The sequence below is a fragment of the Serratia sp. 4542 genome (assembly GCF_016805595.1).
In the GTDB taxonomy this organism is placed as follows: Bacteria; Pseudomonadota; Gammaproteobacteria; order Enterobacterales; family Enterobacteriaceae; genus Serratia; species Serratia nevei.
The window spans coordinates 132,099-146,103 of the sequence record NZ_RXKV01000006.1 but is presented as its reverse complement, the minus strand read 5'-3'; the positions used below and the strand labels follow the sequence as shown (position 1 = coordinate 146,103).

The following is a 14,005-nucleotide window of genomic DNA, read 5'->3' as shown; positions in this document are numbered from 1 at the left end:
AAATTAACCGCCGACGGACTCGTTTTCCGCCTGCGGGTTACGGCTGATGAACATCGCATCGCCGTAGCTGAAAAAGCGATACTGCTCGGCCACCGCCTGCTGATAGGCGTTCATGGTATTTTTATAGCCGGCGAAGGCCGACACCAGCATGATCAGGGTCGATTCCGGCAGGTGGAAATTGGTCACCAGCGCGTCGATCACCTGATAGTGATAGCCCGGATAGATAAAGATGCTGGTATCGCCGAAGAACGGCGCAATCAGCGCCTCTTTGCTGGCCGCCGCGGCGCTTTCCAGCGAGCGCACCGAGGTGGTGCCCACCGCCACGACGCGTTTGCCGCGCGCCTTGCAGGCCAGCACCGCATCGACCACGTCCTGCGGCACTTCGGCGTATTCGGCGTGCATCACGTGATCTTCGATGGTTTCCACGCGCACCGGCTGGAAGGTGCCGGCGCCGACGTGCAGCGTCACGAACGCCATTTCCACGCCCTTGGCGCGCAGCGCCGCCAGCAGCGGTTCGTCGAAGTGCAGGCCGGCGGTCGGCGCGGCGACCGCGCCGGGTTTCTCGCTGTAGACCGTCTGATACAGCTCGCGGTCCGCGTCTTCATCCGGGCGGGCGATATAAGGCGGCAGCGGCATGTGGCCAGCGGCGTTGAGGATAGTGAACACGTCGCGTTCGTCGTTGAAGCGCAGCTCGAACAGCGTCTCGTGGCGCGCTACCATGGTGGCGGCGATGCTCTCGTCATCCCCCAACAGCAGCTCGGCGCCCGGCTTCGGCGCTTTCGACGCGCGCACGTGCGCCAGCACGCGATGGTCGTCCAGCACGCGCTCCACCAGCACTTCAATCTTGCCGCCACTGACCTTGCGGCCGAACATGCGCGCCGGGATCACGCGGGTATTGTTGAACACCAGCAGGTCGCCGGCTTCCAGCTTATCCAGCAGATCGGTGAATACGCCGTGCGTCAGCGCCCCGCTCGGCCCGTCCAGCTGCAGCAGGCGGCATGCGCTGCGTTCGGCCTGGGGATAGTGGGCAATCAGGGATTCGGGAAGTTCAAACGAAAAATCAGCGACGCGCATGGGTATTCACTTCTTCAATTTAGGGCTGGTTGGTAAAAAACAGGCGGCCTAGTCTAAAGCCGGGGGCGGTCAGCGGCAAGAAATAAGGAGGATTTGCCTGACTTCGGGTATAGTTGAGGGATGAATTTTCTCGCTCATCTTCACCTGGCCATGCTGGCGGACAGCTCGCTGCTGGGCAACCTGCTGGCCGATTTCGTGCGCGGCAACCCCGCCGCCGACTACCAGCCCGACGTGGTGGCCGGCATCATGATGCACCGCCGCGTCGACGTGCTGACCGACAGCCTGCCGCAGGTCAAAGCCAGCCGCGACTATTTCAGCGCCCCCTACCGCCGCGTGGCGCCAATCACCCTCGACGTGGTGTGGGACCATTTTCTGGCGCGCCACTGGCAGCAGCTGGAGCCTTCGCGCGACCTGCACCAGTTTACCCAGGAAGCCCGCAGCCAGATCGAACCTTTTCTGCCGCTCACGCCGCCGCGCTTTCAAAACCTGAACGGCTACCTGTGGCCGGAACGCTGGCTGGAGCGCTACGCCGAATTGCCGTTCATCGCCCGGGTGCTGCAGGGCATGGCCAGCCGCCGCCCGCGCCTCGATGCGCTGGCCGGCTCGTTCGCCGACGTCGAGCAACATTATCATCAGCTTGAAACACAGTTCTGGCAGTTTTACCCGCAAATGATGCGGCAGGCGAAGGACAAAGCGCTCTGAGGTCAAGCCCAAGCCATTGAAATTGCAACGCCTTGCAAGAATTTACGTTTTGCCGCTTGCCCTTTTGTGGGAAAAGGTTATTTTTAAAGCTCGCTAAATTATATCAACGACTTTGATAGGTGAAAGCTATCTCATCGATTGGTCTTTTACCCTTTATTCACCAAGTCGCGGCCCCTATACTGGCCCTTGTTTTTACATCCACCCTTTAACACCTATTACAGGAGTAATTATGGTCCTGGTAACTCGTCAAGCCCCTGACTTCACTGCAGCTGCCGTACTGGGTAGCGGCGAAATCGTTGAAAACTTCAACCTGAAGAAGCACCTGAACGGCAAACCGGCCGTGCTGTTCTTCTGGCCAATGGACTTCACCTTCGTATGCCCTTCCGAGCTGATCGCTTTCGATCACCGCTATGAAGAGTTCCAGAAGCGTGGCGTTGAAGTGGTTGGCGTTTCCTTCGACTCAGAGTTCGTCCACAACGCATGGCGTAAAACCCCTGTCGACAAAGGCGGCATCGGTGAAGTGAAATACGCAATGGTTGCTGACATCAAGCGTGAAATCCAGAAAGCTTACGGCATCGAACACCCGGAAGCCGGCGTTGCGCTGCGCGGCTCCTTCCTGATCGACAAAGACGGCATCGTGCGTGCTCAGGTTGTTAACGACCTGCCAATCGGCCGTAACATCGACGAAATGATCCGTACCGTTGACGCGCTGCAATTCCACGAAGAGCACGGTGAAGTGTGCCCGGCTCAGTGGGAAAAAGGCAAAGCAGGTATGGGCGCTTCCCCAGACGGCGTTGCAAAATACCTGTCTGAAAACGCTGCCAAGCTGTAATTTCAGCCTGATAGTGAATCAACCGGCCCACGCGGCCGGTTTTTTTATGCCCCTTTATGGGGCAGACCGCCCACCTTCAGTGCTTTATTTCCCTGTTTCCGCTCACATTTCCCACCCTGCTCGCCGCGCGCACGCCCATCTGCGGCTACTATCAATAACGCTGGCTCGCGCTTTGCAAGTGAACAGCGGCAAGCAAACACAACACAATAAAAAACTGACAGGGTAGGAATAACTATGTTTTTACAGAAATGGAGCAAACCCCTGACCATGGCGGCGCTGCTGGTCAGCGGCAGCCTGTATGCGGCATCCAACCCAGCGGTGGAAGCCAAAAACGGCATGGTGGTCACCTCGCAACACCTGGCCTCGCAGGTCGGCGTGGATATCCTGAAGATGGGCGGCAACGCCATCGACGCCGCCGTGGCGGTGGGCTATGCTCAGGCGGTGGTTAACCCTTGCTGCGGCAACATCGGCGGCGGCGGCTTTATGACCGTCCACCTGGCGGACGGCACCGACACCTTCATCAACTTCCGTGAAACCGCGCCGGCGGCGGCCAGCGCCAACATGTATCTGGATGCCGACGGCAAGGTAAAGAAAGACGCCAGCCTGTACGGCTATCTGGCGGCGGGCGTGCCGGGCACCGTGCTGGGGATGGAAACCGCGCGTGAGAAGTACGGCAAGCTGAGCCGCGAACAGGTGCTGGCGCCGGCTATCAGGCTGGCGCGCGAAGGCTTTGTGCTGACCCGCGCCGATACCGATATCCTCGACACCACCGTCGCACGCTTCAAACAGGATCCCGAGTCGGCCAAAATCTTCCTGCGCCCGGACGGCAGCCCGCTGCAGCCGGGGGACAAGCTGGTGCAAACCGATCTGGCCAATACGCTGGAAGCCATCGCCAAAGGAGGAACCGACGCCTTCTATAAAGGCAAGATCCCGCAGGCGGTGGAGGCGGCGGCCAAACAGAGCGGCGGCATATTGACCGCCGCCGACTTCGCCAATTACAAGGTCACCGAAACGCCGCCGATTACCTGCAGCTATCGCGGCTACAAGTTCGTGTCGGCGCCGCCTCCCAGCTCCGGCGGCGTGACGCTGTGCGAAATCCTCAACGTGGTGGAAGGCTACGACCTGAAAAGCATGGGCTTCAACTCGGCGGCGGCCATTCACACCATGACCGAAGCGATGCGCCATGCCTATATGGACCGCAACACCTACCTCGGCGACCCGGAATTCATCAAGAACCCGATCGACCGGCTGGTGAGCAAGAGCTACGCCGAGCAGATCCGCAAGAAAATCGTCGCGGACAAGGCCACGCCGTCGGAAAACGTGCAGCCCGGCATGGAACCGCATGAGAAACCGGAAACCACCCACTATTCGATCGTCGATCACGACGGCAACGCGGTCTCCACCACCTATACCGTCAACGGCCGCTTCGGCGCCGTGGTGATCGCACCGGGCACCGGCTTCTTCCTCAACGACGAGATGGACGACTTTACGGTCAAAGTGGGCGAGAAAAACCTGTACGGACTGGTGCAGGGCACCGCCAACAGCATTGCCCCCGGTAAGCGCCCACTATCGTCGATGAGCCCGACGCTGGTGACCAAGGACAACAAGATCTTTATGGTACTGGGCTCGCCGGGCGGTTCGCGCATCATCACCATCACCCTGCAGACCGCGTTGAACGTGATCGACCACGCCATGGCGCCGCAGGAAGCGGTGGACGCACCGCGCATCCATCACCAATGGTTGCCGGATGAGGTGTACTACGAACAGCGCGGCGTTTCCGCCGATACGCTGAAGCTGCTGAGCGGCATGGGCTATAAGATGGTCGAGCAAACGCCGTGGGGCGCCGCCGAACTGATTCTGGTCGGTTTGCCGGGCGCGGCGGGCGTCAGCCCGGCCAACTCCGGCAACGACTCGGCGGTTTCCGGCAAGGTGCGCGAAGGCTATCTGTACGGCGCCAACGACGTGCGTCGCCCGGCAGGTTCTGCGGTCGGTTACTGATGTAAACGCCTACTCACTTTTATCGCGGGGGCCCTTTGGCCCCCGCAGTTGCTTTAGCCTTCGCAGCGCCACACGGTGGCCGACTCTTCCGCCAGCTGCAGGCGCAGCCCGCCTGCCGTTTCGCTCAACTCTCCCCGCCCTTCCACACGCCGCCACGGGCCGCGCGCCAACAGTGGGTTGTGCGGCAGCTGCGCTTGGCCGCTGCCGTCGCGCTGCAGCGCCACCAGCACCTGCTCCTGCTGATACAGGCGCACGAACACCAGCGTTTCTCCGCTGGCATACAGCACCTGACAGCCGCCGCGACGCAATGCCACGCTCTGTTTACGCAGCGCCGCCATGCGCTGGAACAGCGCCAACAGCGGCCGGTCCCAGTCGCCGACGTCCCACGGGAACGGCTTGCGGCAGAACGGATCGTTGCCGCCGTCCAGACCAATCTCATCGCCGTAGTAGAGACAAGGCACGCCAATCCAGCTCAGCAACCACACCGCCGCCATTTGCATGCGCGCCGCGTTCCCCTGCAACAGCGTGAGAAAACGCGCGGTATCGTGGCTGTCCAGCTGGTTGAACTGGATCAGCTGGCGGCCGTGCGGCAGCCCGGCGCGGTAACCGTCCATCCACTGCGCACACCCGGCGGCGTCCAGCCGCACCGGGTGATAGGCCACGTCCAGCCCCGCCAAAAATGCCCGCACCGGCAGCGCGAACCCCATGTAGTTCATCGCCGCATCCTCCACGCCGGCGTGCAACCAGCGGCGCGCGTCGCCGAAGTGCTCGCCCAAGACGTAGGCCTGAGGGTTCTCCTGCTTCACCGCCTGATAGATGCCAGCCAGGTGATGTAGGTTGCCGGTGGCGCCGCCGTTCTCCCCCAGCATGTGCACCACGTCCAGCCGCCAACCGTCGATGCTGTACGGCGGGCGCAGCCAGTGGCGCACCACGCTGCCTTCTCCGCTATAGATCGCTTCCGCCACTTGCGGCTCGGCGAAGTTGAGCTTCGGCAGGCTGGCGTTGCCCTTCCAGTCGAGCGCGCGGCCGTCCGGGTAAAAGTTGAACCAGCCGCGATACGGTGAATCAGGGTGGTGACAGGCGCCGTTTTCGCCCTGGCGATGGCGGTCGAACCACGGATGCGAGTCGCCGGTGTGGTTGAATACCCCGTCCAGCACCAGTTTCATGCCCACCTTGTGAGTGCTCACTCGCAAACGCTGCAGCGCCGCGTTGCCGCCAAAGTGCGGATCGACCTGGTAATAGTCCTCGGTATCGTACTTATGCACGCTCGGCGCGGTAAAAATCGGGTTCAGATACAGCGCCGTCACGCCCAGCTGCTGCAAATACGGCAGTTTGGCGCTGATGCCGTCCAGATCGCCGCCGTAAAAGGTCGAGGCGGCGTGGCGATCCTCCAACGGGTGCTGCCAGTCACGCCGAATCACCTCGGCGCCGGCCGCGTGATGGCGGTAGCTGCCGCTTTGGATGCCGTGCTCGCCGCCGCTGCTGGCGAAGCGATCGGGGAAAATCTGGTAGAACAGCTGATCCGCCACCCACTCGGGGCCATGGTCGGGCTCGTCGACGGCGAACTGCGCCAGCTGGCCCGGCGGCGTTGGCGACCAGCCCTGCGGGCCGAACCACTGCTGGCGATCGGCCCACAGCAGCTTGAAGCAGTAACGCCGCGTCGGCTCGCCCTCATTCAGCGTCAGGCTGGCCTGGTAGCGCCGCATTCCCTCGTGGCGCTGCGCTTTCATCACCAGCAGCCACTCTTCGTTGTCCGGTTCGGCGCGCAAAAACACCCGTTCCGGCAGTTCATCCCCCTGTAACCACAGCGTGATATCCAAACGTTGCCCTTGCTTCACCACAAAAGGCGGGACCGGTTGATGCCAGGCGTTAAGCATACTGTTTCTCCTGCTGTACCAAACGAAATCGACGGCGTTCTTCAAGAAGCGAACAATGCCACGTTAAGTGCAACTCCCCCTCCTCTCTGGCCGCAAAACCCGGGGATGAGCCGGGGGGCGGAGACCGAAAAATAACGCTAACCCGATGTAAAAAAAGGTAAACAGGCACAAATCCTGCACGTTACCCCTTAGGCTAACGCGTTTTAAGTTTACAGGATATTTTTTGCGCATTTTTTAAGGAGCGGTAATGCAACAACAGATAACGCGCTGGCTGGAACAATTTGGTTTGGAATTCGGCGGAGTGATGTCGCTGTTGATGGTATTGGGGTTGATTGTCCTGATCTCGGTCGCGATCCACCTGGTGCTGCACCGGGTGGTGCTGGCCGCCCTTCAGCGCCGTGGCCAGCAATCGCAGCGCGTCTGGCAACAGGCCATCACCCAATACAAACTGTTCCAGCGCGTGGCGCTGCTGCTGCAAGGGGTGATCATCAGCATCCAGGCGACGCTGTGGCTGCAGAGCGGCAGCCAGACCCAGGCGGTGATCGTCACCGCCGCGCAGGTGTGGATACTCGCCTTCACCCTGCTGTCGCTGTTCTCGCTGCTGGATACGCTGCTGGCGCTGCTGCGCCAAAGCCCGATCTCCAATCAGCTGCCGCTGCGCGGCATTTTCCAGGGCCTGAAACTGGTGGCGGCGATCCTGATCGGCATCATGATCGTCTCGCTGCTGATGGGCAAATCGCCGCTGCTGCTGCTTAGCGGCCTGGGCGCCATGACCGCGGTCTTGATGTTGGTGTTCAAGGATCCGATCCTCGGGCTGGTGGCCGGCATTCAGCTCTCCGCCAACGATATGCTGAAGATCGGCGACTGGCTGGAAATGCCGAAATATGGCGCCGACGGCGCGGTCACCGACATCGGCCTGACCACGGTCAAAGTGCGTAACTGGGACAACACCGTCACCACCATTCCCACCTACGCGCTGATCTCCGACTCGTTCAAAAACTGGCGGTCGATGTCGGAATCCGGCGGACGTCGCATCAAACGCAGCCTGAATATCGACACCGGCAGCGTGCACTTCCTGTCGGAAGAGGAACAGCGCCGCCTGCAGCGCAACCCGCTGCTGCACAGCTACCTGAACGTCAAGACCCAGGAGCTGAGCCAGCATAACCAGGAGATCGCCGTCGATCTGGCCTCGCCGCTCAACGGCCGCCGCCTGACCAACCTCGGCACGCTGCGCGCCTATCTGGAAGCCTATCTGCGCGTTCACCCGCGCATTCACCAGAACATGACGCTGATGGTGCGCCAGCTGGCGCCGACGCCGGAAGGCCTGCCGCTGGAAATCTACGCCTTCACCAACACCACGGTCTGGGCGGAGTATGAAAGCATTCAGGCGGATATTTTCGATCATATTCTGGCGGTGATCGACGAGTTCGGCCTGCGCGTGCATCAAACGCCAACCGGCAATGACCTGCGCGGCATGCTGCTACAAAACGCGAACGCTTCCTGACGTCGGCTGACGTAACTGTGTCTGCTGGTAATGATGTTCTTTCAATTGCCAGCAGATATCTCCATCCCCTTCTTTTCCCCGGCGAAAACGGCGTTAATGCGCCATCACCTTCACCACCGAGAGGGAAAGCCCTTGCTGAAACGGTTACGTCATCGGCTGTTTACCCTGATGGCCACCCTGCTGTTTATCGGCTGCCTGCACAGCGCTTCGCTGGACGAAAGCCGCATGCCCCGCAATCTGCAACCTTCGCTGAGCGCCCTCAGCAGCAATATGCAGGACATTCGCGAAGTGCTGGCGCGCTGCGCCGGCGAGGAAGAGGAAGAACGCCTTAACGGCGGCGACATGCGTATCGAAGCGCGCGCCGCCGGGGAGGATGAAGTGGAAGACAAACGCTAAAAAAACACCGGCCTTAGCCGGTGTTTTTCCATTTAGTCTTGCTGCGTCGCCAGCGGCGCGCGTTTTTTCTGATGGTTGACCTTGAACCAGTATCCCGCCAGCAGCAATACCACCCAGACCAGGCCGGCGTACAGCGAGACGCGCGTGGTCGGGAAGTAGCCGATCAGGCCGATGATGAACACCAGGAACACGATCGCCACCACCGAGGTGAACACCCCACCGCGCAGCGGGAACGCCAGCTGCTTCACCTGCTCTTTGCTCAGGCTGCGGCGGAAGGCGATTTGGGAGAACAGGATCATGATCCACACCCACACGGTGGCGAAGGTCGCCAGGGACGCGATCACCAGGAACACGCTCTCCGGCATGATGTAGTTGAGATATACCGCCAGCAGCAGCGCCAGCATCATCACCACCACCGTCACCCAGGGAATGCCGCGTTTCGACACCTTGCTGAACATCTTCGGCGCGTGGCCCTGCTCGGCCATGCCGTGCAGCATGCGGCCGACGCCGAACACGTCGCTGTTGATCGCCGACAGCGAAGCGGTGATCACCACGAAGTTGAGAATGCCCGCCGCCACGGTGATGCCCATATGCTGGAAGGTCAGCACGAACGGGCTGCCGTTGGTGCCTACCTGGTTCCACGGGTAGATAGACATAATGACGAACAGCGTGCCGACGTAGAACACCAGAATGCGCCACGGCACCGAGTTGATGGCTTTGGGAATCGATTTTTTCGGATCTTTGGCTTCGCCGGCGGTGATGCCGATGATTTCAATGCCGCCGTAAGCGAACATCACCAGCTGCAGCGACAGGATCATGCCGATAAAGCCGTTGCTGAAGAAACCGCCGTTCGACCACAGGTTATGAATGCCGGTCGGTTGCCCGCCATTGCCGATGCCCCAGATGATGATGCCGATGCCGGCCGCGATCATGATGATGATGGTGGCGACCTTGAAGAACGAGAACCAGAACTCCAGCTCACCGAATACCTTGACGCTCATCAGGTTGATGGCGCCGATGATCAGCACCACGCTCAGCACCCAGATCCAGTGCGGCACTTCCGGGAACCAGACCCCCATATAGATGCCGAAGGCGGTCACGTCGGCGATGGCGACGATCAGGATTTCAAAGCAGTAGGTCCAGCCGGTGATGTAACCCGCCATCGGGCCGAGGTAGTCCTGCGCGTAGCGGGAAAACGAGCTGGCCTGCGGGTTGTTGACCGACATCTCCCCCAGGGCGCGCATGATGATAAAGGCCACGATGCCGCCGATCAGGTAAGCCAGCAGCACGCTCGGGCCGGCCATTTTGATGGCGTCCGCCGAGCCGTAGAACAACCCGGTGCCGATGGCCGATCCCAGCGCCATAAAGCGGATATGACGCGTACTGAGGCCGCGTTTCAGCTTATTGTCGGGGGCAGTGGTGGGTGACTGTTGTTGCATGAAGATGACCCATAGTTTTAAACGTAAAAAAGCCACGGACATGTCCGTGGCCCTGGATTAAGCCGGGGGATTATCAGTGCGCGGTCACTTGGGAACGCGTGCACACCCGATCATAAATCGCGACCAGCACCAGCATCAGCAGCGAAGGCGGCAACCATGCCAACCCCTGCTCCGCCAGCGGCAGGTGAGTGGTCCAGGCCGGCAGCAGCTGCTGGAAACTGGAGGCTTTCACCGCGTCAAGGATACCAAACAACAGGCTGACAAGCATCACCGGCGCGATGATGCGTGGCGCGCTGTGCCACCAACGCAGGGTGAAGCTCAGCACCACCAGCACGATGCACGGCGGATAAATCGCGGTCAGCACCGGAATGGAGATCTGGATCAGGTGGCTCAGGCCGAGGTTGGACACCACCATCGAGAACAGGCCCAGGATAAATACCAGCGTCTTGTACGAGAACGGCAGGTATTGCGCGAAGAACTCGGCGCAGGCGCAGGTCAGGCCGACTGCGGTCACCATACAGGCGATGAAGATCAGCGCCGCCAGGAAGAAGCTGCCCAGGCCGCCGAAGGTGTTCTGAACGTAAGCGTGCAGGATCACCGCGCCGTTGGTGGCGTCAGGCACCAGCGCGCCGCTGCCGGAGCCCAGCTTGAACAGGCTCAGGTAAACCAGCGTCAGGCCCACGCCGGCAATCAAACCGGCCAGAATGGTGTAACGGGTCAACAGACCGGCGTCTTTCACGCCGCGCGAGCGCGCCGCGTTGACGATAACGATGCCGAATACCAGCGCACCCAGCGTATCCATGGTCAGATAGCCGTTAACGAAGCCGGAGGAGAAAGGCACGCTCTGGTAAGCCGCCGTCGCCGGGATCGGCGCGCCGGCAGGCCACAGCAGCGCGGCGATGCCCAATACGGCCAGCGCCACAATCTTCAGCGGTGCCAACACGTGGCCGACGGTGTCGAGCAGACGGCCCGGATACAGGGAGATGCCGATCACCAGCGCGAAGTACACCAGGCTGTAGATGAACAGCGGCATGGCGCCGTCGCCGGTCAGCGGGGCGATACCCACTTCAAACGACACGGTGGCGGTACGTGGCGTGGCGAACAGCGGGCCGACGGCCAGGTAGCAGACGGTCGCCAGCAGCAGGCCGGCGCCACGGCCGATCGGTGAGCTGAGGGCGTCGATGCCGCCGCCGACGCGCGCCAGCGCGATGACGGTGATGACCGGCAGACCGACGGCGGTGATCAGGAAGCCCAGCGCCGCGGTCCAGACGTGTTCACCGGACTGCAAGCCGACCATCGGCGGGAAGATGATGTTCCCGGCCCCGACGAATAAGGCAAAGGTCATAAAGCCCAGTGCCAGGATATCTTTTGACGTTAAACGATGACTCATACGATGTCGTGTTGCCTGTTCAAATGAAAAATAGTGTCCGATAGCGTGGTGGCGTGACGCCCCACCCGGTTGCCGGCATGCCCGATCGTTGCAGCGCCAAATAAGCACCCTAAACGCAATAGATCCGGCGTTTATGTCCCTATTCGAAAGTGGCCGCTCATGAAGATGGGCAAAATTTTAGGAGTTATAAAAATGGAGGTTTAATCCGACAACGAAGGCTAAGGTAAACGTTTATAGCGCTTCAAGGCAAGGCGCACGGCGAAAAGCAGAGCTATCGACCATATAAACTTTTGCCACCAGTCGATCATATTGGCTATCAATAAATATACACTACATGATTTGTATCATTTTTGAACAACAGATTCACGAAACGTGAAGCATATATCACTTTACCGCGCGAAAACGCCAATAAATGCCCGGTTTTCGCGTGGCATAAGCTCCGTTTGGCCGTGAAAAAAGGCGAAAATTACGCCGCTTTTTGCCGCTTATTGCACCGTAGCCGACGCGAGCGGCTGCAAGCCGAGCGCCTGGCGGGTCTTCTGCAGGGCGGCCGGCGGCAGCGGCAGATAGCCGTCGTGATTGACCAGGCTCTGCCCTGCGGTCGACAGCACGCGGTCGAGGAACGCGGCGGTCAGCGGCTCGAGCGGTTGATTGGGGGCTTTGTTGATATAGATATAGAGATAGCGCGACAGCGGGTAGCGATCGTTGCGCACGTTGGCGGCGGTAGGTGCGACATAGTCCTCTCCCGACTCCGCCAACGGCAGCAGCCGCACGCCGCTGGCGCGAAAGCCGATGCTGGCATAGCCGATGCCGTTGAGCGAACCGGCCACCGCCTGCACCACCGAGGCCGAGCCGGGCAGCTCATTGACGCGCGGCATAAAATCGCCGCCGCACAGCGCGCGCAGTTTGAAATAGCCGTAGGTGCCCGAAGCCGAGTTGCGGCCGAAGCGCTGCAGCGAGCGCGTCGCCCAATCGCCGCTGAGCCCCAGCTCGCCCCAGCGCGTCAGCGGTTTGCTCTCACCGCAGCGCCGGGTGGCGGAGAAAATGCGATCGAGCTGCTGCAGATTGAGGCCGCGCAGCGGGTTGTCCTGATGCACCAACACCACCAGCGCATCCACCGCCACCGGCACCGCCAGCGGCGCATAGCCGTAACGGTGTTCGAACGCCGAAACCTCAGCCGCCTTCATCGGCCGGCTCATCGGGCCCAGCTGCGCGGCGCCCGCCGCCAACGCGGTCGGCGCGGTCGACGAGCCGGCGGCCTGGATCTGCAGGTTAACGTTGGGGTAATGCCGGCTGAAATCCTGCGCCCACAACGCCATCAGATTCGCCAGGGTGTCGGAGCCGACGCTGGACAGGTTGCCCGCCAACATGCCATCGGGCTGCGCCAGCGCGCCGCGTCCGGCCAGCAGCGCCAGGCAAAGCAACAGCCCTCGGGTTATTCGGGTCATACCGGTGTCTCGCGTTAATTTTTCACCGCATTCTCTGATAAAGCGGCGGGAACAATCAACCGGTTGGGTAAGGTAAAGATAAAGCGCGTGCCGATCCCCGGCTCGCTGAGGATCTCCAGCCGCGCGTCGTGATGGCTGAGCGCGTGTTTGACGATCGCCAGCCCCAGCCCGCTGCCGCCGGTTTGGCGCGAACGGGCCTTGTCGACGCGGTAAAAACGCTCGGTCAGGCGCGGAAGGTGTTCGGCGGCGATGCCCGGCCCGTTATCGCTGACCTGGAACTGCGCGCCGTGCGCCGTCTGCTGCCAGCTCACTTCGATATGGGTGCCCTTCGGCGTATGGTTGACCGCGTTGTACACCAGGTTAGACACCGCGCTGCGCAACTGGTCTTCATTACCGAACACGTTGAGCTGTTCGTTCACCCGGAAGGTGATCTCGTGATTGCCGCCGCTCAGCGACTGCGCCTCGCGCTGCAACACCCGCAGCATCAGCGGGATATCCACCCGCTCGTTCATGTCGACATTGGGCGCCGCCTCGATGCGCGACAGCGTCAGCAGCTGCTTGACCAGCCCGTCCATCCGGCGGGTCTGCTCTTGCATGGTGCCGAGCGCCTTGCTGCGCAGCGAGCCGTCCTGCTCTTCGTCGCCCATCATCTCCAGGTAGCCCTGCAGCACCGTCAGCGGCGTGCGCAGTTCATGGCTGACGTTGGCGAAGAAGTTGCGCCGCGCGCCCTCCAGCTGGCGCATCTGGGTGACGTCGCGCGCCACCATCAGCAGTTGCCCTTCGGAATAAGGCATCACGCGGAATTCGACGTAGTGTTCGTTGTTCAGCTGCAGCGTCAGCGGGCGCGAGAACTCTTGCTGTTGCAGGTAGTGGCTGAATTCCGGATAACGCAACAGGTTGAGGATGTGCTGGCCGTTGTCTTCCGGCCAGCGAAAGCCGAGCAGATGCTGCGCCAGCCCATTACACCAGAAGATATTGCCTTCGACGGTGGTCATCACCACCGCATCAGGCAGCGATTCGGCCCCGCTGCGAAAGCGCTTGATCAGCAGCGCCAGCTCGCGCCGGCGGCGGCGATTGCGCTGCTGCATCTGATACAGGCCATAGAACAGCGGCTCCCAGCTCCAGCGGCCGGGCGGCGGCGTCATGCTGCGGTCGATCCACAGCCAATGGGAGAGTTTGAGCTGGTTGTAGAAATTCCACACCAGCGCCGCCAGCGCGGAGGCCAGCAGGAACCAGGGCAGATAACCGAAAATCAGCCCCAGCAATAAGGCGGGCAGACAAAAAAGAGCCAGCTCCAGAGCCAGCCTCTTCCACGACAGACGTTCTAACACGGCATATTCTCCAG

General features: G+C 61.2%; 11 protein-coding genes. 5 read left to right on the top strand and 6 right to left on the bottom strand.

The genetic code is table 11. The features are described 5' to 3' along the window. Positions 1 to 3: 3 nt before the first annotated feature. On the bottom strand, positions 4 to 1,074 hold the full coding sequence (gene queA, locus EKL15_RS07785; RefSeq protein ID WP_016928878.1) for a tRNA preQ1(34) S-adenosylmethionine ribosyltransferase-isomerase QueA: 1,071 nt from the start codon (positions 1,072 to 1,074) through the stop codon (positions 4 to 6). Between the two features lie 120 nt (positions 1,075 to 1,194). Here queA and EKL15_RS07780 point away from each other — a divergent pair, with 120 nt between their 5' ends. From EKL15_RS07780 to ggt, 3 genes are all read left to right on the top strand, one after another. After that, positions 1,195 to 1,776, top strand: coding sequence for an ACP phosphodiesterase (locus EKL15_RS07780; protein WP_046688353.1), 582 nt, complete (start codon positions 1,195 to 1,197; stop codon positions 1,774 to 1,776). A gap of 229 nt (positions 1,777 to 2,005) precedes the next feature. Continuing rightward, positions 2,006 to 2,608 carry a peroxiredoxin C gene (locus EKL15_RS07775; RefSeq protein ID WP_019454212.1) on the top strand — a complete coding sequence of 201 codons (603 nt, stop codon included), beginning with the start codon at positions 2,006 to 2,008 and terminating at the stop codon, positions 2,606 to 2,608. Between the two features lie 234 nt (positions 2,609 to 2,842). Then, on the top strand, positions 2,843 to 4,606 hold the full coding sequence (ggt, locus tag EKL15_RS07770) for a gamma-glutamyltransferase (RefSeq protein WP_070915531.1): 1,764 nt from the start codon (positions 2,843 to 2,845) through the stop codon (positions 4,604 to 4,606). 53 nt (positions 4,607 to 4,659) lie between these two features. Here the strand turns inward: ggt and malZ are convergent, their stop codons facing one another. Beyond that, positions 4,660 to 6,483, bottom strand: coding sequence for a maltodextrin glucosidase (malZ, locus tag EKL15_RS07765; protein ID WP_100396226.1), 1,824 nt, complete (start codon positions 6,481 to 6,483; stop codon positions 4,660 to 4,662). A gap of 247 nt (positions 6,484 to 6,730) precedes the next feature. Here malZ and EKL15_RS07760 point away from each other — a divergent pair, with 247 nt between their 5' ends. Both EKL15_RS07760 and EKL15_RS07755 read left to right on the top strand, forming a co-directional pair. Continuing rightward, entirely contained in the window at positions 6,731 to 7,987 is a 1,257-nt protein-coding gene (locus tag EKL15_RS07760) for a mechanosensitive ion channel family protein (RefSeq protein ID WP_100396227.1), read from the top strand. A 132-nt stretch (positions 7,988 to 8,119) separates the two neighbouring features. Further along, the gene (locus EKL15_RS07755; protein ID WP_038873243.1) at positions 8,120 to 8,383 is read left to right on the top strand and encodes a hypothetical protein; all 264 of its coding nucleotides are present in this window, start codon (positions 8,120 to 8,122) and stop codon (positions 8,381 to 8,383) included. Between the two features lie 32 nt (positions 8,384 to 8,415). On the opposite strand, the gene proY is transcribed toward EKL15_RS07755, so the two are convergent. From proY to phoR, 4 genes are all read right to left on the bottom strand, one after another. Beyond that, the gene (proY, locus tag EKL15_RS07750; RefSeq protein WP_019454218.1) at positions 8,416 to 9,822 is read right to left on the bottom strand and encodes a proline-specific permease ProY; all 1,407 of its coding nucleotides are present in this window, start codon (positions 9,820 to 9,822) and stop codon (positions 8,416 to 8,418) included. 73 nt (positions 9,823 to 9,895) lie between these two features. Further along, a complete protein-coding gene (gene brnQ, locus EKL15_RS07745; protein ID WP_038873241.1) occupies positions 9,896 to 11,212 on the bottom strand; it encodes a branched-chain amino acid transport system II carrier protein in 1,317 nt (438 codons plus the stop codon). 485 nt (positions 11,213 to 11,697) lie between these two features. Then, a complete protein-coding gene (locus EKL15_RS07740) occupies positions 11,698 to 12,660 on the bottom strand; it encodes a PstS family phosphate ABC transporter substrate-binding protein (protein ID WP_049199839.1) in 963 nt (320 codons plus the stop codon). A 14-nt stretch (positions 12,661 to 12,674) separates the two neighbouring features. Next, on the bottom strand, positions 12,675 to 13,991 hold the full coding sequence (gene phoR, locus EKL15_RS07735; RefSeq protein WP_025301740.1) for a phosphate regulon sensor histidine kinase PhoR: 1,317 nt from the start codon (positions 13,989 to 13,991) through the stop codon (positions 12,675 to 12,677). Positions 13,992 to 14,005 lie beyond the last annotated feature (14 nt).